Genomic DNA, 20,520 nt, shown 5'->3' on the forward strand with positions numbered 1-20,520 from the left:
GTACGAAAACTGATTAACTTACTAGAATTATATATCCATTATTCAGATTCGTCAATAAATTTAAGGGCATAAATTATTCATTAGTTATTTTGTGAAGCATTTACATCGGCAACGCTAAATAAAATAAGCATAATACCAACAAGTACAAATAAAATATTCAAAACTACTGACCATTCTTCCATTTTATACACCCCCACTTAAATAATTCATTGCTACTTTTAGTTTAGCAGGTTCCTTTGCGAGCAAATCGCTTATTTTTTGACAATTTTTCAACATTAGTAAAATTTCACATAAGAAAGTATAAAAAAGAATTTGTAGTTAAAAATAAGCACGAAAATTAGAAATGGAGTTGATATTTTTGGCCAAACGAAATAAAAAAAATGATGCAGACCAAAAACATAAGCGCGGATTAACACAAAAACAACATGATATTGAATTTGGAAACGAATTTGGAAGTACACAGGCAAATAAATATAATGAAGGCGGCGCACAATCCGGTACGAAAAGATAAACTAAGTTCAAAAATTATAAAAGGCTGACCCTTGGCCAGCCTTTTATAGCTTAAATCGTCCTATCGATTGTTTCAATTCCTCAGTTAAAACTTGGAGTTTGGTAGAAATATCCTTCACCTTTTGAACAGCGTCCATTTGTTCATCCGTTGTCCCAGTTACTTCTTCCACTCCTGCAGTGGTCGTTTGGCTAATATTCGTTACTCTTTCAACAGAGATAAAAATATCATTGCTCCGTTTTGAAATTTCATCAGCTGTGGCAGCAATACTTTCAATATTATTAGAAAGGTCGTCAATATAAGTAACAATCTGATGAAAATTTCTTTCACTGTCATTTACAATTTGAGAGCCCTCTTCTACTGACTTTTTGCTTTCATTGATATTTAGTACAGCCTTCGTTGAATCAGTTTGAATTTCTGATATTAATGTAGCAACTTTTTCAACTGAGTTGCTAGATTGTTCCGCTAATTTTTTCACCTCATGGGCAACAACAGCAAAGCCTTTACCATGCTCACCTGCTCGAGCTGCTTCTATAGCAGCATTTAGAGAAAGTAAATTTGTCTGATCGGCAATATCATGAATTAGTTTTGTAATATCACTTATTTGCTTTAATCTTGTATCCAGTGTTTTCATAATATTGCTTGATTCAATAGATTGTTTCACGATAAGATCCATACTAGACCTCATTTTTTCCATCGCCAATTTACCATCAGACGAAGCTTCCTTCGTTTTTCTCGCCTGCACCGCAATCGTTGCTACACTTTTTGACATTGATTCAATTGAATTCGCATTTTGCTCAACATTGTTTGTCACATTAAACATATCAGAACTAAGCTTATCTGCCCCAACCGATACTTCACCCATTGCATCATTAATAATTTTGGCAACAGAGCTTGAAACCTCTGCCTGCTCCTTTAATACGCTAGAGCTTTTATCTACCTCCAGCGCAAGTGCATTTATTTTGGTAACCATTACTCTTAAACTATCAATTGTTTTATTAACTGACTGTAAAAGGATCCCAATTTCATCTTTGGATTTCACCTGCAACGTACTAGAAAGGTCTCCATTTGATACAGATGACATCAACTCTGAAACATTATTCAGCGGATTTACGAAATATCTTGCAATTAGCCAACTCAAAACAATTGATAAGGCAATTAATAATAATACAACGGTAACTTGAATTGATACTAGCTTTGATAAGCCGGTTGCCGTAGCTGAATTGGCTTCGGAAATTTTATTGCTCATATTGGTTCCGATTGTCTTTGTAAAGGAGGACACCTCTTCTTGAGGAATAATCGATAATACAGTCCAACCGGTTTTTTCCTGAACAAGCGGAAGATAGGTTACTTTATTTGCATCTAGCAAGATTCTACCTTTATCAATTCCTTTAAAAAATGGGAGGTCATTTACCTTCTTAGATTCCTTTACAAATTTTAAGTCCTTATGGCCAATAACCGAATAATCTGCACCAATTAAAGTGATGTATCCAGTTTGTCCAACTTTTATTTTCGAAATGTAATCACTTAGAAAGTTCGCATTTAAATCAGCTGAGATAACACCATATAATTGATGATTGTTGTATATTGGAGTGCTGATTGTAATATATTCTGTACCATTTTTTTCTTTCTTCAAATTAGAAATATAAAATTGACCATCTTTTAGGGCTTTCCCTTTTTGAAACCATTCTTCAGATTGTAGTTTTGGCTTTAATGTCCCTTTTGAGAAAGAAGCGATGATTCCATTATTATTTGCAGCATACATTGATGAAAGATAATCATTTTCCGTTACAAATGCTTGAAAAAGAGGCCTTAAAACTTCTGGATTTGTTATTTTTTTAGTTGAGTTTAATGAAAGTTCGATAGAATCAATCATATGATCTAATGTGTCAACTACATTTTTCCCCTCAAGATAGGTAAGTGTTCCCGAATAATGACCGGAAAAGCCACTTACATCACTTTCCACTACCTCCGAGAGACCCTTTGTAAGACCCTCTATATTTGTTGAAAAGTTTTTGACCGTTATATAAGTAAAAAGTGAACATATTAAGATGATAGCCGTTGCCAGCCCTGCCACACCAATAATTAATTTTGCTTTTAAGCGCATAAACAACTCCTCCGTTACCTACCAAGATTTAACGATGACCGTCATAAAGCCAACCGATATTCATTTTCGACTTTCGATAATTGCTTCACGACCTCTTTACTTGGCATTGCTTTACTTAAGTAATAGCCTTGGGCTATATCACAATGGAGCTCATTCAAAAATACAAGTTGTTCTTTTGTTTCAATCCCCTCTGCAACAATCGATAATTGCAATTCGTGGGCCATGGCAATGATTGCCCTTGTTAACGCAACATTGTTTTTATTTTGTGGTAGGTCAAAGATGAAAGACCGGTCAATTTTAATAGAATCAATCGGTAGTTTCTGCAAATAGCTTAAATTCGAATGGCCTTTTCCAAAATCATCAATTGATAAATGGGCACCGAACTTTTTCAGACTATTTAGTGTTTGCATGACAGATTCATTTTGAAATAGATTCATATTTTCGGTTATTTCAAACTCAATGTAAGATGGATGAACATTTGTTTTATTGATAATATGTTTGATTCTGTTCAATAAATTGGAATTTTGAAATTGTTTAGGAGATAAGTTTACTGAAATTTTCGGAATAAAAACCCCACTATTATGCCACTCTTTTATCTGTAAACAAACCGTTTCCAATACCCATTCACCAATATCGTTGATTAAACCAGATTCTTCTGCTAAAGGAATAAATTCATCAGGTGAAATCATTCCAAGAGTAGTATGATTCCAACGTAATAATGATTCAAAGCCCACTAAATTCATATTTTTAATATCAATTTGAGGCTGATAGTACAATTCAAGCTCATTCATCTCGATTGCTTTCATTAAGTGTTTCTCAAGCAATACTTTTCTCCTTACATTGGCTAGAAGTTCATTCCCAAAAATCTGGTATTTATAACCAACTTCCTTTGCAGCTGTTTTTGCGAAAGTTGCATTTTTATATAGTTCATCCGCTGTTGTTCCGTGAGCAGGATAGATGCCAATTCCAATCGTTGCCGAAAGGAAAAACTCCTCTCCCTCGTAATAGAAAGGCAGTTCTATTTCGTGTAAAAGGTTGTCAGCTTCATTTTTTAGCATGTCTGCTGAATATAGATGTGGGTGGATTATAGCAAATTCTTTCGAGTTAAGTCTACCCATGAACAAGCCTTTATACCTAGTTTGGAGGCGTATTGCCAAAGTTTGCAATAATTCATCGCCGACTTTATGTCCATACATGGCATTTAATGATTTTAATTTCGCTGTGTCTACAATAATTAATGAGAAGCTATTATTTTTCGAACTTTCATCTTCTATATAATTTTGCAAGTGCTCCATAAATAATTTAAATTTCGGTAATTTTGTAAAAGAATCGTAATGTGTTAAAAATTCAATCTTCCCTTCTACCTTTCGTTGCTGGGAAATATCCGTAAACACCCCTATATAATTGGTGACCTCTCCATCCATATTTCTAATCTCAGAAATGCTTAGTTGCTCAGGGAATATCTGGCCGTTTTTTCTTTGATTTACAATTTCCCCCTGCCAACGACCGCCTTTTTCCAATTCTGCTTTCATATTCATGTAAAAGTCTTTAGAGTGGATACCGGAACTTAATAGTGATGGGGTTTTGCCAATAACCTCATCTTCATTGTACCCTGTCATCACGGTGAATGATGGGTTCACGGATAAGATTTTTTCATGTTTATTGGTAATGAGCAGGCCTTCATTCATCTGATCAAAAATAGATTTATAAATTTTTAGTTCAAATTGCTGTTTTACCAGTACTTTAATTTGTTCACGATCACGGTAGACGAACCTTAGCGAAATATAAAACATAATTGCCGTTGTAATTAATAAAAAAAACCATTCCCGATGAGCGCGGATAAATAAATCTACAAAGGAGATTCCAATTATTCCGATAACAAAATAAATGGTTGTAAAAATAACCGCAAATTTTATCCCGTTTTTATAGTGAACATGTACATCGTTCCTTGCCTTAGCCATTACCCCACACAACCTTTCTAACGATGAACGACAAGGGTTAATTAATAGAGATATATTCATATATATTAGTCACATTATATACCATGGCGCAACTAATTTTAAACAATAGTTTAATAATTGTTGATTTTATGTCACGATTTGACAACATTCTTTTTGTATAATGTAGAAGAGCTATTATAGAAATGATGTTTTAGTGAAAAGGAGAAAAAAGTTATGAAAAAACGATATCTAGGCGTGATGATAGTTGCTGTCACTTCTGTTTTATTATTAGCATCCTGCAGTGGAGTCAAAGTTGGGGACCTTCAATCTGATCATGCAAGTTTCAAACTTCATGATGAAAAATCACTGGACGTTTCAGTTAGGCTTGGAGCAGGAGACACAACGATTGATGGCAATACTTCGAAGGCTGCTGAGGCAGATTTTTCATACAACGTGGAAAAGCTAAAACCAGTCGTAGATTATCAAATCTCAAACAAAAAAGGACAACTGTCAATCTATCAAAGTAATATGAATGTCCCTGTTGGAAAAATAGAAAATCTAAAGTATGAGACAAGCATCTCATTAAACAATACTCTTCCAACCAAGTTGTATGTTAAAACAGGCGCCGGTTCAAATAGAATTGATTTACGTCCCTTGAAGCTAACAGGTGTTGAAATATTCTCCGGAGTTGGTCAAACAACAATTAATATGGCTGGAGATTATCAAAAGTCTTTTGATGCCAACATTGAATCAGGTATGGGCAATACAAAAATTATTGTTCCGAAACATGTGGGCGCAAAAATATTAGTTGATAGCGGTGTCGGAAAGGTAGAAACAGAGGGTTTAATTCAACAAAATAAGGAAATATATGTTAATGGTGCTTTTGATAAGGCAAAAGTAAAAATCAATATAAAAATAAAAATGGGAGTAGGCGACCTAAAAATCGTTCAAGGGGAATAAGGATTAAAGGAGTAAAAGTTAAATGAACATTGTTTGCGCAACATTAAATGCTAAGTTTATCCATACAAGCCTCGCTTTACGTTATTTAAAGGCCTATGCAGAGCCTGAATACCAAGTGCAGCTGGCTGAGTACACCATTAATGATCCTGTAATGAATATTGTTTCGGACCTGTATCGCAAAGCACCGGATGTACTTGGTTTCAGTTGCTATATTTGGAATATCGAAGAAACCATAAAAGTTATAACAATGCTTAAAAAGATTAAGCCTGAACTTACTATTATTCTAGGCGGACCTGAAGTAACGTATGATACATCGGAATGGCTGGAAAGAGTAAAAGAAGTTGATTTCATCGTGGTTGGGGAAGGGGAAGGAACATTTAAAGCATTGCTTACGGAAATCGCTTCAGAACAGGAATATCAAAATGTTGCTGGTATCGCTTATCGAGAAAACGAAGAAATCGTGATCAACCCTCCCCGGGAAAAGCTTGATTTAGCGACTGTTCCATCCCCTTATCGCTTTGAAGAGGACATCCCTAACTTGCCCAAACGCGTTATGTATATAGAGACAAGTCGCGGTTGTCCCTTTACATGTCAATTTTGTCTTTCCTCGATAGAAGTTGGTGTTCGTTACTTTAATCGGGACAAAATAAAGGAAGATATTCTATATCTCATGGAGCAAGGAGCAAAAACAATTAAGTTTGTTGATCGAACTTTTAATATCAGCCGCAGCTATGCAATGGAGATGTTTCAATTTTTAATCGACCACCATCTTCCTGGGACTGTCTTCCAATTTGAAATCACAGCGGATATTATGAGGCCGGAAGTGCTCCAATTCTTAAATGAAAACGCACCAGCAGGATTATTCCGGTTTGAAATTGGAATTCAATCCACTAACGATTACACAAATGCACTTGTTAAAAGAAAACAAAACTTTGAAAAGTTGACAAGGACAGTACAGATGGTGAAAGAAGGCAAAAAGATCGCCCAACATTTAGATTTAATTGCCGGCTTGCCTGAGGAAAACTACGAATCGTTCCGAAAAACATTTAATGATGTATTTGCATTTGAGCCGGAGGAATTGCAGCTAGGTTTCCTGAAAATGCTGCGCGGTACAGGACTTAGAAGAGAGGCCGAAATATACGGTTATATATACGAAGACCACTCACCATATGAAATATTAGGCAATCATGTCATGCCTTTTCGCGATATCCTGCGCATTAAGCAAGTGGAAGATGTTCTAGAAAAATATTGGAATGACCATCGAATGGATACAACTTTACTTTATCTTGTGTGGAACATATTTGATTCTCCCTTTGATTTCTTCCAAGAGTTTGGTACCTACTGGGACCATCAGGGATGGAGCAGAATTGGCCATCAACTAGAAGATCTTTTTGAAAGGCTATACCAATTTTTACATCCAAAAGAAGGATTACCATTACCGGTAATCGAAGCCATGATGAAATATGATTACCTAATTGGGAAAACCCATAAACCTCGTAAACCATGGTGGCAAGACAAATTTGATAAAGAACTAAGATCAACATATTTGAAAGTACTTAGCGAGAACCCTTCTTTATTAGGACCGGAATTCAAAGAACTTGCGTTATCAGAAAAAGAATTACATAAGCACACCATTATGGAGACCATCCCGTTTAACATTGAAGAATATCTACAAACAGGATTAATCAACACAGAAAAAACATTAATGCTAATCTTTTATAGCCCTTTAGAAAAGAAGAGTGCGCTGTATACATCCCCGCTAAGTGAATTCGAAAGGCTGATTTAAATCAGCCTTTTTTTACTTGGAGTTACGACGTGCCCCTTCTCTTTTAGCTTTTTCAGCTTTCGCATATTTTTGTGCGGCTGCAATTTCAAACTGTTTACTTGCGTTAACATCACTAAATTCGAGCCCGTATTCCTCTTTGTTCGTTCCCCTTGGTGTTTGTTGGCTCTTTACTTCAGGATTATCATGGCGGTGATGTTTTTTACCCATTAGGCTCCCTCCTATTTTTCAAAAAAGATTATCGTTTCCCTTCATCCTCAATTCGATTGGAAATACGCGCATTTTCAGCTGTTTTAAAAGCTTTCATATCCGTAAATTCATCGTCAAACTCAACTTTTGGCATACTTTCGACTGGAGTTTTATTATTAGTTTTTGCAGCATCATGCTTCACTTTCCGTTTCAAGCTAATTCCTCCTCTAATTCTCAAATAATGATACTATCTATAGAATGCTGCAATTTTTATTTTCTCATTCACCTTTTCATATTTTTCGGGTAATAACCAATTCATTGCCATGCGCATAAACTAAGGTAAATATGGGAGTGGAGTTGATGCCAAATGGCATTATTGGTGTACCTTTTTATTGGTTTTGTAATTAGCACAATCTTTATATTCGTACCAGCTGTTGAAATGAAATCAATTGGGTATTTTTTTATTATCTTAATCACATGGCTACCATTATTTTTGTTTGGGTTAATATTCATTACATTTTATGATTTCAAAGAACTCATTTTTTAGCCATACCTGCAAAAAGCAGGTTTTTTTATTTTAACTACATATCGACTTATTTGACGGAGCATACTAACACATGAGGTGATTTATTTGAGTAATAAAGGGAAATTAGAAAACCCAATGATTGATGAAACAATGCCACATCAAATTTCATCCCCTTCTTTTAAAAATAGTGGCATAGAGATTCAAGCGCCTTTTATTAATGAACATGGCGTAGTAATTGGCGATAGCTTTTATGACTCTCCTAATTCCCCCTTAAATAATTGGAGCATAGATAGCGACCCCGCTGAAATGGCTGGAGCTGAGTGGGTGCATCCAACAAATGACATTGGGTGGAATACAACTGAAAATATTGAGCTTGTTGAAAGTAACAAACCTCCACAGGCTGCTCCTTTTATGCACCCAACCAAAGATGTTAGTAGAGGCGCCGATTGAAAAAAGTGTTAAAAATATAAACAAACCGGAGAATGGGTACCCTTCCGGTTTGTTTATTTTGCTCCGTTTAAGTTTCGCTCTCTTCTCCCTGTTCTGACTTGATTAAATCAAAATCACTTACTTTTTCTAAAATCAATAATTGTAGCCATTCGGGCAGATCGTCGAGTTGGTCCACTTCATTCAGCATATCGATAATCTTGGAATCTGTAAGTGCAGACCGTAAGTCTTTTATGTTATTATGGTCTCCATTTATTGACCCAAACCCTTGATTTTGCTTTTTAAAGCTATGGAAGCCCGTTGGAAAATTATTACCAAGATTAACGACAGATGCACCTTCAATGCTCCCGATTCTTAAAGTTCCTATTGCAATATTTGGGGACAAAAAAGACATGAAAATTCCCTCCCCTGGTCTAGTCTATCACTTTATGAGCCACTTCTTTTCCATTTATAGTTACCTTGATATCGTGGTTAGCGAGAGTCTGATTTGAAAATGGTTGTTGTTGTTTCGACTTATCCTTTATTTGAGAAAGTTTTTTTATCATTTCTTTTTTAATTTTCCCCTCTTTGTCCTCTTCTTCCTTTGGCAATTTCACTTTTGCTCCAACAGTTGGGCTAAACGTATTACCAATATTCATTGCACCGCTTAGCTCGTTGACATCAATGTTTTCTAAAGAAAAATTTAATTCATCTAAAGTTAATGATTGAACATTTATTTTCTCTATGTAAACGTTATATTCATTTTTCTGATGCTCTTTCAATAAATCGATTGCTTTAGTAAGCCTTACAATATTCTGTTCAAGTTCATTCATTCGTTTTAATAACTGTTCTTCTCCTTTTCCTTGACCTTTCACATCCATCACTTCAATCCTCATCAAAATCTATTTGCACATTTTCTGCTTCAGGATCTTCCTTTTTTGGAATCGTAATGACTAACAGACCTCTCTTATAGACCGCACGGATTCCTTGTGTATGAACCGAATACGGCAAAGCTATTTCACGGCTAAATCTCCCAAAAAAACGTTCAGCCTGAATTAATTTTTTGACTGGATATGAATAGTGAACCTCGCCATCAATAAATAATTTATATCCTTCAATCCGTATATTTACCTTAGGGTTTTCTGGTGATAGGCCAGGTTGTTCCATCACAACAAATACATCGCTTTCTGTTTCAAATACATCTATATTTGGACCTTTTCTAGGCATAAATTTATTGATCTCATTGAAAAAATCATCACCAAGTACTTTTTGAAGTTTTTCTTGCATCCCCCTTAAGTCAAAATCCCGATTACTCATAGTCGCTCACCCTTACTAAATAGTTCGGAGTTATTATTACATCCTATTTTTAAAAAAGTAAAATATACTACTATTTTTAGTTGCCCTTTTTTGCTAAAAAGGACATGCAACCATACCAAACTTACAGTACTTACATAAAGTATAGTAATTCTAAAGCGAGGGAGGTGGTATCTATGGGAGGATACGGCGGCTACGGAATGGGCAATAGCTTCGCATTAATCGTAGTATTGTTTATTCTTTTGATCATTGTTGGTTCAGCTTACGTTTACTAGTTGGTGGTTTATCTTTTTCCACTATTATCTTCTACCTCCTTTTTTATATACCCGCTACCGTTTAGCGGGTTTTTTCATTTGCAGAAAAATAAAAAAAGTTAGGCTCCATTCAATAATGAATGGAGCCTAAAGTCTCACCTATTAAATTGGTTTAGTTGACCCATGCTGCGCCAACGATAATTAACAGGATAAACAATACTACGATTAAAGCAAAGCTGTTTACACCAAATCCATAGCCAAAGCCGCCGCCATAACCATATCCGCCATATCCTCCGCAGCATCCACCGCCGAATCCGCCATATCCGAAGCCCATCTAAATCCCTCCTGAAAATTATTAAATACTTACAATAATAAACTATGTTGTACAGTCTTAAATGCTATGGGCATATCCCTATTTTCAGAAAAATTTCAACACCTTTTTTCATTATTAAATATGGTCATCTAACCATACGAAGCCCCATGTTTCTTCATATCTTATGTAGTGAACATATAGTTCAATAAACATTTGGAGAGGCACTCCAAGATTTGAAAGGAGCTGAAATAAATGTTTGGATTTGGATACGGCGGTTATGGCGGTTATGGCGGTTTCGGTGGCTATGGCGGTGGATGTTGCGGCGGCTATGGTGGGGGATTCGGTTATGGGCGTGCATTTGCGTTAATAGTTGTATTATTTATTCTTTTGATCATTGTTGGTGCTGCTTGGGCATATTAAGCAGGATCAAGGAAAAGGCTGACCCATTTGGAATGTCAGCCTTTTGGTTTATATATTATTTTTGATCTCTTGGACCATTTTTAGAAATTCCTCCGGGTCGTAAAAATCCTTAATCGTCCAATTTTGTTCAATCCACTCCACCAATTGTTGCGGTGTATTAAAAAACTCGCCACTCCGATCAGCTTTCCTAAGCATGTATCGGCCATTATCGTGATCAAATGTAACCTCACATGGTTCTGCGCTGCCTTTACAGCTTAAACTAAATTCCAACAAAACCACCCTCTCATTAGAAAGTTGTAACCGTATTCTTAATTATATTTGCGCCTTCTTGTCAGCACAATATATATTTTTTAAATATTTAAAAAACTATATAAGGGGGGTATTTCTTACTTTTTAATTTGGAATTTCATCGTTACCGCTTCGTTAAGTGGCTGTCCGTTGGAAAGCGGACACTCTTATTTTCTGATTGTTTTGGTGCTGAATATTGATAGATAATATCAGAAACATTGATAAGTTGGTCATCTGATGTTGTTCCCCTCATATATGGAATGGCACCATATCTCCAAGACCGTACATTTTTTTCTTCAGCACTATTATATATAAGCTGCTTTAAGTTTGCTTCCAAATCATGATATTTATCTATATAACGTATCGTAAATGTCTTTTTATAATCCGCAAATTGGGTTTTTACCATTTTTCTTAATTCAGACAAGCTAGTAGCTGTATTCTCCGGTAGTAAATATTGTAACCCAATGGTATTCATTAGTGCCAGATAACGGTCGTTTTCATTGGGAGTAAGCAGCTTTGCCTGCAATAAGTCAACATAAGGTTTCGTTGACGCCGGATATGGTTTTTCCTCACCATTAACTCCGCCGTTTTTCCAGCTATGATTTTTCAAAATTTCTTTATCTGTTAGTAAATAATAATCATAAAGAATGCGTCCTTTTTCATCAGGAACCGGGTCGTCCCATGTTGCATCCAAATGGTACCAATTTCCATCCAGCTTCACTAAATTCCAAGCATGGTTTTGTGTAATGAAGGCTTGGCTGCTAGCTGTACCGCTGATTAATCGTACATTAATACCTAATTCCTTTAACATTTTATAGACAAGCATAGCATATCCATTACATGCAGTAATCCCTTTGGTTAAAGCTGGATAAGGAGAATTATTTACTAATTGAGTATCATAAGCCAAATTTTGCACAAGATAATCATGAACAGCTTTTACCTTTTCATGATCGTTCATAGTTGGCTTGATAATATTGGCCAAGATGGATTTTACTTTTTGATCGACATATTTCATTTCTTCAGCAGATTCATAATATGAATTTTTAATGGTAACTGTTACATCTGTACCGTATGCTTTGTACGAAATATTTACACTGCGATAGGAGTAATTCAAATATTCGTCTTGTGCGATTGCTTTTGAAATGTAACCGCTAATCATATCTATCAATTTATTAGTCGACCCTTTGTATTTAATAACAACAGTTACTTCTCGTTTTCCCATCGATTCACGAACAATTTTTTCGATATCGGTTAATGAAGCCGCTTTATATGTATGTATTGAGGACGAATCATTAGAAGGCAATTTAAATGCCTCTGCATAAATTGGTGTCGCGGTTGTTGCAAATAAACTTACTACCATTAATGGAATGATGAACCATATTTTCAAGAATCTCATGACAATACTCACCTTTTCCCCAGATCTTACTCTTACTTTACTAGATTTATCCCAGCATACCAAGAGATTTTTAAGTTGAAATAATTAGATTGGTAGGAAAATAATTGAAAAATAAATGATTAATGGCAAACAAATAAATTTCCAATTTCAACATCAATTGAAAATAACAGCATATCAATATCAAAATTTTCTTTTTTGATATCTTCTATTTCTTGAACAAACTTATTCTTTTCTTCCTCCATATTTTGACGTAAAGGGGATTGAAGCTGTTCTTTTAAATCCAACATAAAAGTAAGTCTACTATTGCAACGCTCCAATCTTTTTGTCAGTTCCTTTATGAGGAAAACATTATGATCCTTACGTGATTCTAATTCCTCTTTCCAAATTCTAAGTTCCATTTTATTCATTATGATCTCTCCTCTTAAAGATTAGACTTAATGCCCTGTCCATCTGTTTAATTCGTCTACAATATTTATATTATACTAAATATTTTAAAAATTGAAAATAAAACACGACAAGCCTAATGACTTGTCGTGTTTTTCCTTATCGCCAACGTATGGCCATATCCAGCTGACAGCATTTTGATCCCTTTACATCCGACCAAAACTTAAGGTGAATTCCGTCTGGATTATACGTTACTTTACTGTTTGATTTCACGCCAATCGATTGAATAAGCCGCTCTACTTCCTTTGTATCAGACATTTGTGCAGCGCTCATAACCTTGGTTGCAAACGGTTTTGAATCAGCCATATAATTCAACACCTTACTTGCATCACGGAGGAGCTGTCTATAGGCAGCTAATGATTCGCTAAAAATAGTAACGTCAACACCATTAGGTCGAATATATGAAAATAAGTGATGGCTGGAACCTGGAATATTTTGATACGTTCTATAACGATAGAAATTACACAAATGATTTAAGTAATACGGATGATAAATGTACTCATATGGGTATTTCCAATAACTGTTAGGAGCATTGGTTGGAAGATAACTGGCTGGATAATGTTGAAAATATTTCAATTCATCCACCCCTTTTTCAAATACACCCCGACATATTCGTGTCCGGAATTTTTCGAGCTCCTCGAAAAATTTAAAGTATTTTATTATATATGCACCTACTCTTTATGATATGAATATGCAACTTCCCCGCCTTTTTTTGCCTCACCTTGTATATTTTCCTTGTCCTTTTGCTTCATTAATACTTCTCGAAAAAGCAAAAATTCTTCTTTTCTCACAACAAACTGCTCCAGTTCACCATTTCTTAATTTTTCAATAACGGCTTCAAAATCTTCCCTTGTGTTTTGCAAGGATCTTCACTCCTTTTTTATAATGGATAGCTTTTCTAATTATAGATTATAGTTTTTTTAGCAAACTACTCAATAAGGAGGTGTCGAAAATGACAAGTCGCAATAAATTAGTAGTGCCAGGGGTACAGCAAATGTTAGACCAATATAAAGAGGAAATTGCACAAGAATTTGGTGTTAAGCTTTCAGCAGAAACCGTTTCTCGTGCTAATGGTTCGGTAGGCGGAGAAATAACAAAGCGCTTAGTACAACAGGCACAGGCAGAATTATCAGGTAATCAGTTTTAAGTGACAATCAAATAAATGGCTGAATTGGGCTGTCATGGACAGACAGCCCTTTTAAGAAAAGGATTTTAAGAGAACAACATTCCAGCACCCGCTGCCATAAATAAACCCACAATGATTGTTGCCCCCATAATTAATGCTTCCACAAATGTTACTTTTATTTTTACCAAATTCATCTCCTCCTTATAAAAGATAAAAAGGAGCCTGTATATAGACAGACCCCCTACACTGAAAGCAGCAAAAAGGAGCCTTGTCAAACCAACGGCATAGTATACCCTTGGTGACAGACTCCTCCTAATCAAGCAATTTTATTAAATTCCCTAAATTATAATATAATTATAATTTTTAATCAACCGTTAAATACTGCTAAATATTCATAACAAAATAGTGTAAATTAATTATATTTTCTTGTTGCATTTTCATTTTTTACATAGTATACTTAGATAAACAGTTGATAGTAGCAAATTTCTCACTATCAGCCCCCTGTCCCCACCCCCTTAGGAGCTTATCTACCCCGATAAGCTCCTATTTTTTATGTGCATTAGACAAACCTGACCCTTAGTATACTAATGTAATCATCAAAACAAGGGGGCTAACTAATGTTGAAACAAATTGATTGGCAAATGGTTTCCTTTGTTACTGCCACAATCGCGATCGAACACTGGCTTCATTCGATTTACGTGCCAAAGGTTTATTATTTTGACGTTAAAATGAAATAGCATTAAAGCTTACTGCTAAATAATTATCGCGTAAACATCACATATTAAAAGAGACAAATAAAGGAGGCAGTGAGCAGATGGTGAATGAAGATTATAAACAATTGGTTAGAAATAACGATAGAGGTACGTATTTAAAAGGAGCTGGTAAAGAAGAAAAGGACCCTGGCAAGAGGAAATAGCAGGTCCTATTCTTAGAAAGGAAAATGTAAAGAAATAAAGCATATTAAAGACAGTCAGTTAAAAGCACTGACTGTCTAATAATGAACAATTTTCAATGTCATTAAGCTTGTTGAAATGCCAACAACAAGTATGGTGATCATTGAAAGTATAAGTGTTTCCTTTGAAATTAGAAATCCACCTATGGATACAACGAGAGTGTCGATGAAAAGAATAGCAACCCCTACATTCAAAGAAAAAAAGTCAGCGATAAATTGTGCGAGTAAATCAGTTCCCCCAGTGCTCGTTTCAAAGTGCAGCATCGTTCCTATCCCGATGCCGACAAGCACCCCACCCATGATTGAACTTAACAATGGGGATGCTAGGGTATCAAACATCTCAACATGTCTTAACGGTGCAAGGAAATCGATAAGAAATGAAGAAATCAAAAACCCATGTATACTATTGTAAAAGTAAGTACGATATCGATACCAAGCAAAAATAAAAATTGGTATACTGCACAAAATAATGGTAAGTCCCGCTTCAAATCCCCACAAATAATTTACAATCAGTCCAATTCCAATCATTCCCCCATCAAGTAGTTCATTTGGAAATAGAAACAGGTTAATACCAATAGCTACCGATACACTTCCAACAATAATTGCGATTGTTTTTTTCACAAAAGACATATAGCACTCCTTCTCTCATGACGGATGTGCTACATATATATGTCCTTTTGTCTTTCTTTAGAAATTAAAAAGACTGTTTACAAGTATTCAAATCCCGACACTTGTAAGACAGTCCCTTTTTATCATTAATCTATGTATCCTTTTTCTTTTAATAAAGTTTGTGCTTCTGTTTCCTTTTCTTCTTTAATTTGATACTCTAGTTTTCCCTCGACAATCTTAGCACAACGACCACCGAAAGGTTTTAATAATTCTTTAATTTCCTTTACATCAACTTCAGTTTTTAAAGCATAATTTACTTTCATTCTTATCCCTCCTATCCCTTATTATAAAACTATACGTTCATTTCATCCAGCAACTCTTTGGCAGCCTGCCTTGGATGTGAATGATTGCTTATTGAAGATATGACGGCAACTCCATCTGCACCAGCCTTGATGACGGACTGGATCAATCCTTTTTTTATTCCGCCAATGCCGACGATTGGGATTGAAATGTTATTTTCTCGCATTTCCATTATAATATTAGGCCCTTTTACCTCGCGTATATCCTTTTTTGTCGTTGTTGCAAACATCGGCCCAACCCCTAAATAGTCTGCCCCTTGCAATATGGCGGCTTTAGCTTCAGCAAGATTGTGAGCTGAAATACCAAGGATTTTATCACCGATGCTTTCTCTTACTTTTTCTGCATCTTCATCCTCTTGACCAATATGAATCCCGTCAGCATCAATTTCATGTGCTAATTCGAGATCATCATCCACAATAAAAGGCACACCATTTTGTCTACAAATATCCTGAAGCTTAAGTGCAAGTTCTTTTTTATCCTGACCAATTTTTGCACCTGCACCTTTTTCACGAAATTGAAATAGCGTAATGCCACCAGCAATCGCTTCCCGTAACACAAGGCACGGATCGATGTTGCAATTATTGCTGCCCATTACAAAATAAAGTTGAAGTCTTTTTCTTAATTGTTCCTCGTTATATCTCATTTCATCACAATTCCCCTCTTATTAAAAGCCCAATGATTGGTTGGCCCATGACCTGAGCCAATATGCAAATCATCTTCGATGGCTGCTTGAATAAAATCTTTAGCAACCTGAATGGCCGAATCAACCTTGTTCCCTTTGGCTAGCTGTGAGGTTATCGCAGCAGAAAACGTGCAACCGGTGCCATGTGTATTCTTTGTTTCAATTCGTTTGCTCTCATATTGGTAAAAGTCTTTTCCATCATATAAAAGGTCAATCATTTGCTCCGCATCTTCATGTCCGCCTTTAATCATAACGTTTCCTGCACCCAAATTGTAAATCATTTTGGCAGCTTCTTTGCGATCTTCAAGTGACTTAATCTTTCTACCCGAAATTACTTCCGCTTCCGGAATATTAGGAGTAACAACGGCAGAAAGAGGCAATAAATATTGTTTTAAAGCAGCTATGGCTTCTTCCTGCAATAATGGCGCTCCACCTTTAGCGATCATCACGGGATCGACTACTAGATTTTTCCACTGGTACTTTTTTATCTTTTCAGCAACCACTTTTATGATTTCACTATTAAAAAGCATGCCTGTCTTTACTGCATCAGGCGTTAAATCTGTTCCAATCGAATCAATTTGCTTAGCTATACCTTCAGTACTCACAGGGTATACACCTTGGACTCCGGTAGTATTTTGAGCAGTTATGGCGGTTATAGCCGACATGCCATATACACCTAATTCCTGAAACGTCTTAAGATCTGCTTGTATACCAGCCCCGCCGCCGGAATCGGACCCTGCAATTGTAAGTGCCTTGAAAACTTTCATTTAAAAACTCCTCCATTTCAATTATCTTCAGAAATAAAATATTCAATAGAAAAAGGCCTACCAAAATAGGTAGGCCTTCTGTAATCATCAATAACAGAATAAATACGCTTCCCTACGTTGGTACTAACCAAATCAGGTCCAAGGGTTTGACAACAATAGTCCTCTCAGCCATATGGCACCCCTAGCTTACGGTAATTTATTTTACGTTCTATTTTAGTATAGCAGTACCGACTATCTTTGTTAAGTGAATAGTCGTTATTAGAACCCCTTTTGAAATAACTCTATCGTACAAATCTCCCAGTCTGGATTTGTTTCGCTCAAAATTTGCCGTGCCTCATACTTCGTTTTTGCCTTTACTTTTAATAAATCTATGGTCGAGCCCTTTTTCACCCATACATTATACTGATTAATATTTTTAGACACTGAAATATGCACGTTTTGTGGACTGATATTTTTTTCTTTCCGTTCTATTTTCAAATCTAAATCCAAAGCGTCTAACACCCGATAAAGTGTATCAAGTCGCGGTCGATTCGTTACGCTCGTTAACCGTGAAATAGCTGGAGAGCATAGCCCTGTTACTTCTTCTAGATCCTTTAATGATAGACCAAGTTCTTTCCGTCTTGCCTCAATTGCATTGGCAATCTTTGAATAACGGTTGATATATTCATGATTACTTTCCAGCTTCGTTTTCGCCATGACCTTCCCCCTTCCATCCATCGGGAATTTATGTATTTTTATTATACAATAATAAAACTTTGAAACTGGCGATTATCGTGAATATTTTTGCAACTGATTTTTACATGTGGAATATTTTCGCTAATTGCAGGGAATTCTACCAAATAGTTTTAAAAGGAGGGATACAATGAAATATCGGAAGTTATGGATTTCTCTAAGTTTAGTTATTATTATTTCTTTTGCGATTTTAGGGTATTATGGAGGCCGAATTTATCAAGTAATGCCGCCAATACCTGACAGGGTTGTCACAGAGGACGGTATTGAATTATTCACCGGAGAGGATATAAGGTATGGTCAAAATGTTTGGCAATCGATTGGAGGCCAGGAAGTCGGCAGTATTTGGGGGCATGGCGCCTATGTTGCTCCTGACTGGAATGCAGATTGGCTCCATCGAGAAGCAGTATTTATTTTAAATAAATGGGGTCAAGCACAGTTTGGAAATAATTATGGTGATCTGAATGATGAACAAAAAGCACAGCTTCGGGCGCGTTTAACAAAGGAACTACGGACAAACACATATAATGAAAAAACAAAAGAACTCGTAATTTCTAATGACCGAAGAGATGCCTATGAGTTTTTAAGCCGTTATTATTCCGGATTATTTATGGATAATCCTGATTTTCAAGACTTAAGAGATAAATATGCACTTCCTAAAAATACAATCAGAAGTCAAGAACGCATGGATTTAATGAATACCTTTTTCTTTTGGAGTACATGGGCAACAACAACAAATCGACCTGGCGATGACGTTTCTTATACTAATAACTGGCCAAGTGAAGTGCTAGTTGAGAATCGTGCGACCAGTGAACTGATTATCTGGTCCTTGATTAGTTTTGTGATGCTGTTGGCTGGAGTTGGTGCACTCGCATGGTATTTTGCGGTGCAACGGCATAAGGAGCCCCATCTTCCAGAAGTATACCCTGAGAAAGACCCATTATTGGGGCTTTCACCAACACCTTCCATGAAGGCAACACTGAAATATTTTTGGGTCGTTACTGCTTTGATAGTCGTTCAAGTCGGACTTGGTGCTGTTACAGCTCATTATGCGGTAGAAGGCTCAGGTTTTTATGGAATCCCTATTCAAGAATGGATTCCGTATTCTGTCACACGTACATGGCACACCCAATTAGGTATACTGTGGATTGCAACCGCATGGCTGGCAACAGGGCTTTATATGGCCCCTGCCGTATCAGGCTATGAGCCTAAGGGACAGCGGGGATTAGTCAACTTCTTGTTTATCTGCTTGTTGATCATTGTTGTTGGATCGATGGCCGGACAATGGATGGGCGTATACCAAAAGCTTGATTTCCAAGCAAATTTCTGGTTCGGCCATCAAGGCTATGAATATGTTGATTTAGGTCGTTTTTGGCAAATATTCCTTACAGTTGGTCTGTTTTTATGGCTATTTTTAATGGGGAGGGCTCTTCTTCCGGCGTTTAAAAAATCAACAGAGGACCGCCATTTATTAGCGATGTTTCTACTCGCCTCCACTGCCATTCCGTTATTTTATATTCCAGGATTACTGTGGGGACAACAGTCGCATCTTGCAATGGCAGAATATTGGCGCTGGTGGATTGTCCATTTATGGGTTGAAGGCTTCTTTGAAGTTTTTGCAACGGTTGTCATGGCTTTCCTATTTACAAGAATGGGATTATTACGAACTGGAACAGCAACGTCTTCTGTTTTGTTCTCGACGGTGATTTTCTTATTCGGCGGCATTATCGGAACGTTCCATCATTTATATTTCAGCGGAACACCAATGGGCGTTCTTGCTTTTGGAGCAGCATTTAGTGCATTAGAGGTTGTCCCGCTTGTTTTAATTGGTTTTGAAGCCTATGAGAATTTAACATTAAGCCGCACCAGGGATTGGGTCAAGGAATACAAATACCCGATTTATTGTTTCGTTGCAGTTGCTTTTTGGAATCTTGTCGGTGCCGGGTTATTTGGTTTCTTTATTAACCCGCCGATATCACTTTATTACATGCAGGGACTTAATACCACACCACTCCACGGACATACAGCCCTTTTTGGTGTTTATGGTATGCTCGGAATTGGTCTTATGCTCTTCTGTTTAAAAGGACTGACAGGCCAAAAATATTGGAAAACAAAGCTCTTAAGTTTTTCGTTTTGGGCTATCAATATCGGGCTGGCCTTAATGGCACTTTTAAGTTTATTGCCAGTAGGTTTATTACAAACATGGGCGAGCTTCGAGCATGGCATGTGGTATGCCCGCTCAGCAGAATTTTTACAAAAAGATACTGTACAAACGTTCGTCTGGCTCCGCGTTTTAGGTGATACTATTTTTGCAATTGGTGTGCTAGCATTAGGCTGGTTTATATTAGGATTGAAAACAGGTCGATCATTAACAGGAAAAAATGCGATTTAAATTAGTCGCTGTGGCTAGACACCTAAAGGGGCTGA

The 20,520-nt window shown here is 36.4% G+C and carries 27 protein-coding genes and 1 riboswitch; of the genes, 9 read left to right on the plus strand and 18 right to left on the minus strand.

Annotated features, from left to right (window positions below; all coding sequences use genetic code 11):
* Nucleotides 1-358: 358 nt before the first annotated feature.
* Complete coding sequence (locus tag ACNQFZ_RS04325) at nucleotides 359-511, plus strand: hypothetical protein (protein WP_458414126.1); 153 nt, start codon at nucleotides 359-361, stop codon at nucleotides 509-511.
* A gap of 43 nt (nucleotides 512-554) precedes the next feature.
* Here the strand turns inward: ACNQFZ_RS04325 and ACNQFZ_RS04330 are convergent, their stop codons facing one another.
* The gene (locus ACNQFZ_RS04330; protein ID WP_458414127.1) at nucleotides 555-2,615 is read right to left on the minus strand and encodes a methyl-accepting chemotaxis protein; all 2,061 of its coding nucleotides are present in this window, start codon (nucleotides 2,613-2,615) and stop codon (nucleotides 555-557) included.
* A 41-nt stretch (nucleotides 2,616-2,656) separates the two neighbouring features.
* Nucleotides 2,657-4,576 carry a putative bifunctional diguanylate cyclase/phosphodiesterase gene (locus ACNQFZ_RS04335; RefSeq protein ID WP_458414128.1) on the minus strand — a complete coding sequence of 640 codons (1,920 nt, stop codon included), beginning with the start codon at nucleotides 4,574-4,576 and terminating at the stop codon, nucleotides 2,657-2,659.
* 213 nt (nucleotides 4,577-4,789) lie between these two features.
* Between ACNQFZ_RS04335 and ACNQFZ_RS04340 the strand changes: the two genes are divergently transcribed.
* Together ACNQFZ_RS04340 and ACNQFZ_RS04345 are read left to right on the plus strand one after the other, a co-directional pair.
* Nucleotides 4,790-5,515, plus strand: coding sequence for a toast rack family protein (locus tag ACNQFZ_RS04340; RefSeq protein ID WP_458414129.1), 726 nt, complete (start codon nucleotides 4,790-4,792; stop codon nucleotides 5,513-5,515).
* A gap of 22 nt (nucleotides 5,516-5,537) precedes the next feature.
* Nucleotides 5,538-7,301, plus strand: coding sequence for a B12-binding domain-containing radical SAM protein (locus tag ACNQFZ_RS04345; RefSeq protein WP_458414130.1), 1,764 nt, complete (start codon nucleotides 5,538-5,540; stop codon nucleotides 7,299-7,301).
* Nucleotides 7,302-7,313: 12 nt separating this feature from the next.
* On the opposite strand, the gene ACNQFZ_RS04350 is transcribed toward ACNQFZ_RS04345, so the two are convergent.
* Nucleotides 7,314-7,508 (minus strand): hypothetical protein, encoded by a 195-nt coding sequence (locus tag ACNQFZ_RS04350; protein ID WP_458414131.1) that lies wholly within the window; start codon nucleotides 7,506-7,508, stop codon nucleotides 7,314-7,316.
* Nucleotides 7,509-7,536: 28 nt separating this feature from the next.
* A complete protein-coding gene (locus tag ACNQFZ_RS04355; RefSeq protein WP_458414132.1) occupies nucleotides 7,537-7,701 on the minus strand; it encodes a hypothetical protein in 165 nt (54 codons plus the stop codon).
* A 153-nt stretch (nucleotides 7,702-7,854) separates the two neighbouring features.
* On the opposite strand from ACNQFZ_RS04355, the gene ACNQFZ_RS04360 reads away from it, so the two are divergent.
* Together ACNQFZ_RS04360 and ACNQFZ_RS04365 are read left to right on the plus strand one after the other, a co-directional pair.
* A complete protein-coding gene (locus ACNQFZ_RS04360; protein WP_458414133.1) occupies nucleotides 7,855-8,034 on the plus strand; it encodes a hypothetical protein in 180 nt (59 codons plus the stop codon).
* Between the two features lie 114 nt (nucleotides 8,035-8,148).
* Nucleotides 8,149-8,463, plus strand: coding sequence for a DUF3905 domain-containing protein (locus ACNQFZ_RS04365; RefSeq protein WP_458415305.1), 315 nt, complete (start codon nucleotides 8,149-8,151; stop codon nucleotides 8,461-8,463).
* Between the two features lie 67 nt (nucleotides 8,464-8,530).
* Here ACNQFZ_RS04365 and ACNQFZ_RS04370 read toward each other — a convergent pair whose 3' ends face one another.
* The 3 genes from ACNQFZ_RS04370 to ACNQFZ_RS04380 are packed head-to-tail and all read right to left on the minus strand — an operon-like array spanning nucleotide 8,531 to nucleotide 9,756.
* Nucleotides 8,531-8,854 carry a hypothetical protein gene (locus ACNQFZ_RS04370; RefSeq protein WP_458414134.1) on the minus strand — a complete coding sequence of 108 codons (324 nt, stop codon included), beginning with the start codon at nucleotides 8,852-8,854 and terminating at the stop codon, nucleotides 8,531-8,533.
* 19 nt (nucleotides 8,855-8,873) lie between these two features.
* The gene (locus ACNQFZ_RS04375; protein ID WP_458414135.1) at nucleotides 8,874-9,323 is read right to left on the minus strand and encodes a hypothetical protein; all 450 of its coding nucleotides are present in this window, start codon (nucleotides 9,321-9,323) and stop codon (nucleotides 8,874-8,876) included.
* Nucleotide 9,324: 1 nt separating this feature from the next.
* Complete coding sequence (locus ACNQFZ_RS04380; protein WP_458414136.1) at nucleotides 9,325-9,756, minus strand: Hsp20/alpha crystallin family protein; 432 nt, start codon at nucleotides 9,754-9,756, stop codon at nucleotides 9,325-9,327.
* A gap of 173 nt (nucleotides 9,757-9,929) precedes the next feature.
* Here ACNQFZ_RS04380 and ACNQFZ_RS04385 point away from each other — a divergent pair, with 173 nt between their 5' ends.
* Nucleotides 9,930-10,028: a YjcZ family sporulation protein gene (locus ACNQFZ_RS04385; RefSeq protein ID WP_458414137.1), complete on the plus strand. Its 99-nt coding sequence runs from the start codon at nucleotides 9,930-9,932 to the stop codon at nucleotides 10,026-10,028.
* A 151-nt stretch (nucleotides 10,029-10,179) separates the two neighbouring features.
* On the opposite strand, the gene ACNQFZ_RS04390 is transcribed toward ACNQFZ_RS04385, so the two are convergent.
* Complete coding sequence (locus ACNQFZ_RS04390; protein ID WP_458414138.1) at nucleotides 10,180-10,341, minus strand: YjcZ family sporulation protein; 162 nt, start codon at nucleotides 10,339-10,341, stop codon at nucleotides 10,180-10,182.
* 231 nt (nucleotides 10,342-10,572) lie between these two features.
* On the opposite strand from ACNQFZ_RS04390, the gene ACNQFZ_RS04395 reads away from it, so the two are divergent.
* Nucleotides 10,573-10,740, plus strand: coding sequence for a YjcZ family sporulation protein (locus ACNQFZ_RS04395; RefSeq protein ID WP_458414139.1), 168 nt, complete (start codon nucleotides 10,573-10,575; stop codon nucleotides 10,738-10,740).
* Nucleotides 10,741-10,788: 48 nt separating this feature from the next.
* On the opposite strand, the gene ACNQFZ_RS04400 is transcribed toward ACNQFZ_RS04395, so the two are convergent.
* From ACNQFZ_RS04400 to ACNQFZ_RS04420, 5 genes are all read right to left on the minus strand, one after another.
* The gene (locus tag ACNQFZ_RS04400) at nucleotides 10,789-11,019 is read right to left on the minus strand and encodes a hypothetical protein (protein WP_458414140.1); all 231 of its coding nucleotides are present in this window, start codon (nucleotides 11,017-11,019) and stop codon (nucleotides 10,789-10,791) included.
* Nucleotides 11,020-11,152: 133 nt separating this feature from the next.
* Nucleotides 11,153-12,424 (minus strand): transglutaminase domain-containing protein, encoded by a 1,272-nt coding sequence (locus ACNQFZ_RS04405; protein WP_458414141.1) that lies wholly within the window; start codon nucleotides 12,422-12,424, stop codon nucleotides 11,153-11,155.
* 119 nt (nucleotides 12,425-12,543) lie between these two features.
* Nucleotides 12,544-12,831 (minus strand): hypothetical protein, encoded by a 288-nt coding sequence (locus ACNQFZ_RS04410; RefSeq protein WP_458414142.1) that lies wholly within the window; start codon nucleotides 12,829-12,831, stop codon nucleotides 12,544-12,546.
* 136 nt (nucleotides 12,832-12,967) lie between these two features.
* Nucleotides 12,968-13,444 carry a hypothetical protein gene (locus ACNQFZ_RS04415; RefSeq protein WP_458414143.1) on the minus strand — a complete coding sequence of 159 codons (477 nt, stop codon included), beginning with the start codon at nucleotides 13,442-13,444 and terminating at the stop codon, nucleotides 12,968-12,970.
* A gap of 95 nt (nucleotides 13,445-13,539) precedes the next feature.
* Nucleotides 13,540-13,731 carry a hypothetical protein gene (locus tag ACNQFZ_RS04420; RefSeq protein ID WP_458414144.1) on the minus strand — a complete coding sequence of 64 codons (192 nt, stop codon included), beginning with the start codon at nucleotides 13,729-13,731 and terminating at the stop codon, nucleotides 13,540-13,542.
* A gap of 89 nt (nucleotides 13,732-13,820) precedes the next feature.
* On the opposite strand from ACNQFZ_RS04420, the gene ACNQFZ_RS04425 reads away from it, so the two are divergent.
* Entirely contained in the window at nucleotides 13,821-14,015 is a 195-nt protein-coding gene (locus ACNQFZ_RS04425; RefSeq protein WP_458414145.1) for a small, acid-soluble spore protein, alpha/beta type, read from the plus strand.
* Nucleotides 14,016-14,985: 970 nt separating this feature from the next.
* Here the strand turns inward: ACNQFZ_RS04425 and ACNQFZ_RS04430 are convergent.
* The 5 genes from ACNQFZ_RS04430 to ACNQFZ_RS04450 form a co-directional block, all read right to left on the minus strand.
* On the minus strand, nucleotides 14,986-15,576 hold the full coding sequence (locus tag ACNQFZ_RS04430) for a YitT family protein (RefSeq protein WP_458414146.1): 591 nt from the start codon (nucleotides 15,574-15,576) through the stop codon (nucleotides 14,986-14,988).
* A gap of 125 nt (nucleotides 15,577-15,701) precedes the next feature.
* Entirely contained in the window at nucleotides 15,702-15,878 is a 177-nt protein-coding gene (locus tag ACNQFZ_RS04435) for a hypothetical protein (RefSeq protein ID WP_458414147.1), read from the minus strand.
* 29 nt (nucleotides 15,879-15,907) lie between these two features.
* The gene (gene thiE / locus ACNQFZ_RS04440) at nucleotides 15,908-16,558 is read right to left on the minus strand and encodes a thiamine phosphate synthase (protein WP_458414148.1); all 651 of its coding nucleotides are present in this window, start codon (nucleotides 16,556-16,558) and stop codon (nucleotides 15,908-15,910) included.
* On the minus strand, nucleotides 16,555-17,364 hold the full coding sequence (gene thiD / locus ACNQFZ_RS04445) for a bifunctional hydroxymethylpyrimidine kinase/phosphomethylpyrimidine kinase (protein WP_458414149.1): 810 nt from the start codon (nucleotides 17,362-17,364) through the stop codon (nucleotides 16,555-16,557). Before thiD ends, thiE begins: the two co-directional genes overlap by 4 nt.
* A gap of 92 nt (nucleotides 17,365-17,456) precedes the next feature.
* Nucleotides 17,457-17,557, minus strand: a riboswitch (TPP riboswitch).
* A 65-nt stretch (nucleotides 17,558-17,622) separates the two neighbouring features.
* The gene (locus ACNQFZ_RS04450) at nucleotides 17,623-18,060 is read right to left on the minus strand and encodes a helix-turn-helix domain-containing protein (RefSeq protein WP_458414150.1); all 438 of its coding nucleotides are present in this window, start codon (nucleotides 18,058-18,060) and stop codon (nucleotides 17,623-17,625) included.
* Nucleotides 18,061-18,226: 166 nt separating this feature from the next.
* Between ACNQFZ_RS04450 and ACNQFZ_RS04455 the strand changes: the two genes are divergently transcribed.
* On the plus strand, nucleotides 18,227-20,485 hold the full coding sequence (locus ACNQFZ_RS04455; RefSeq protein WP_458414151.1) for a nitric-oxide reductase large subunit: 2,259 nt from the start codon (nucleotides 18,227-18,229) through the stop codon (nucleotides 20,483-20,485).
* Nucleotides 20,486-20,520: the final 35 nt, after the last annotated feature.

Source organism: Schinkia acidoalkalinis (assembly GCF_054301215.1).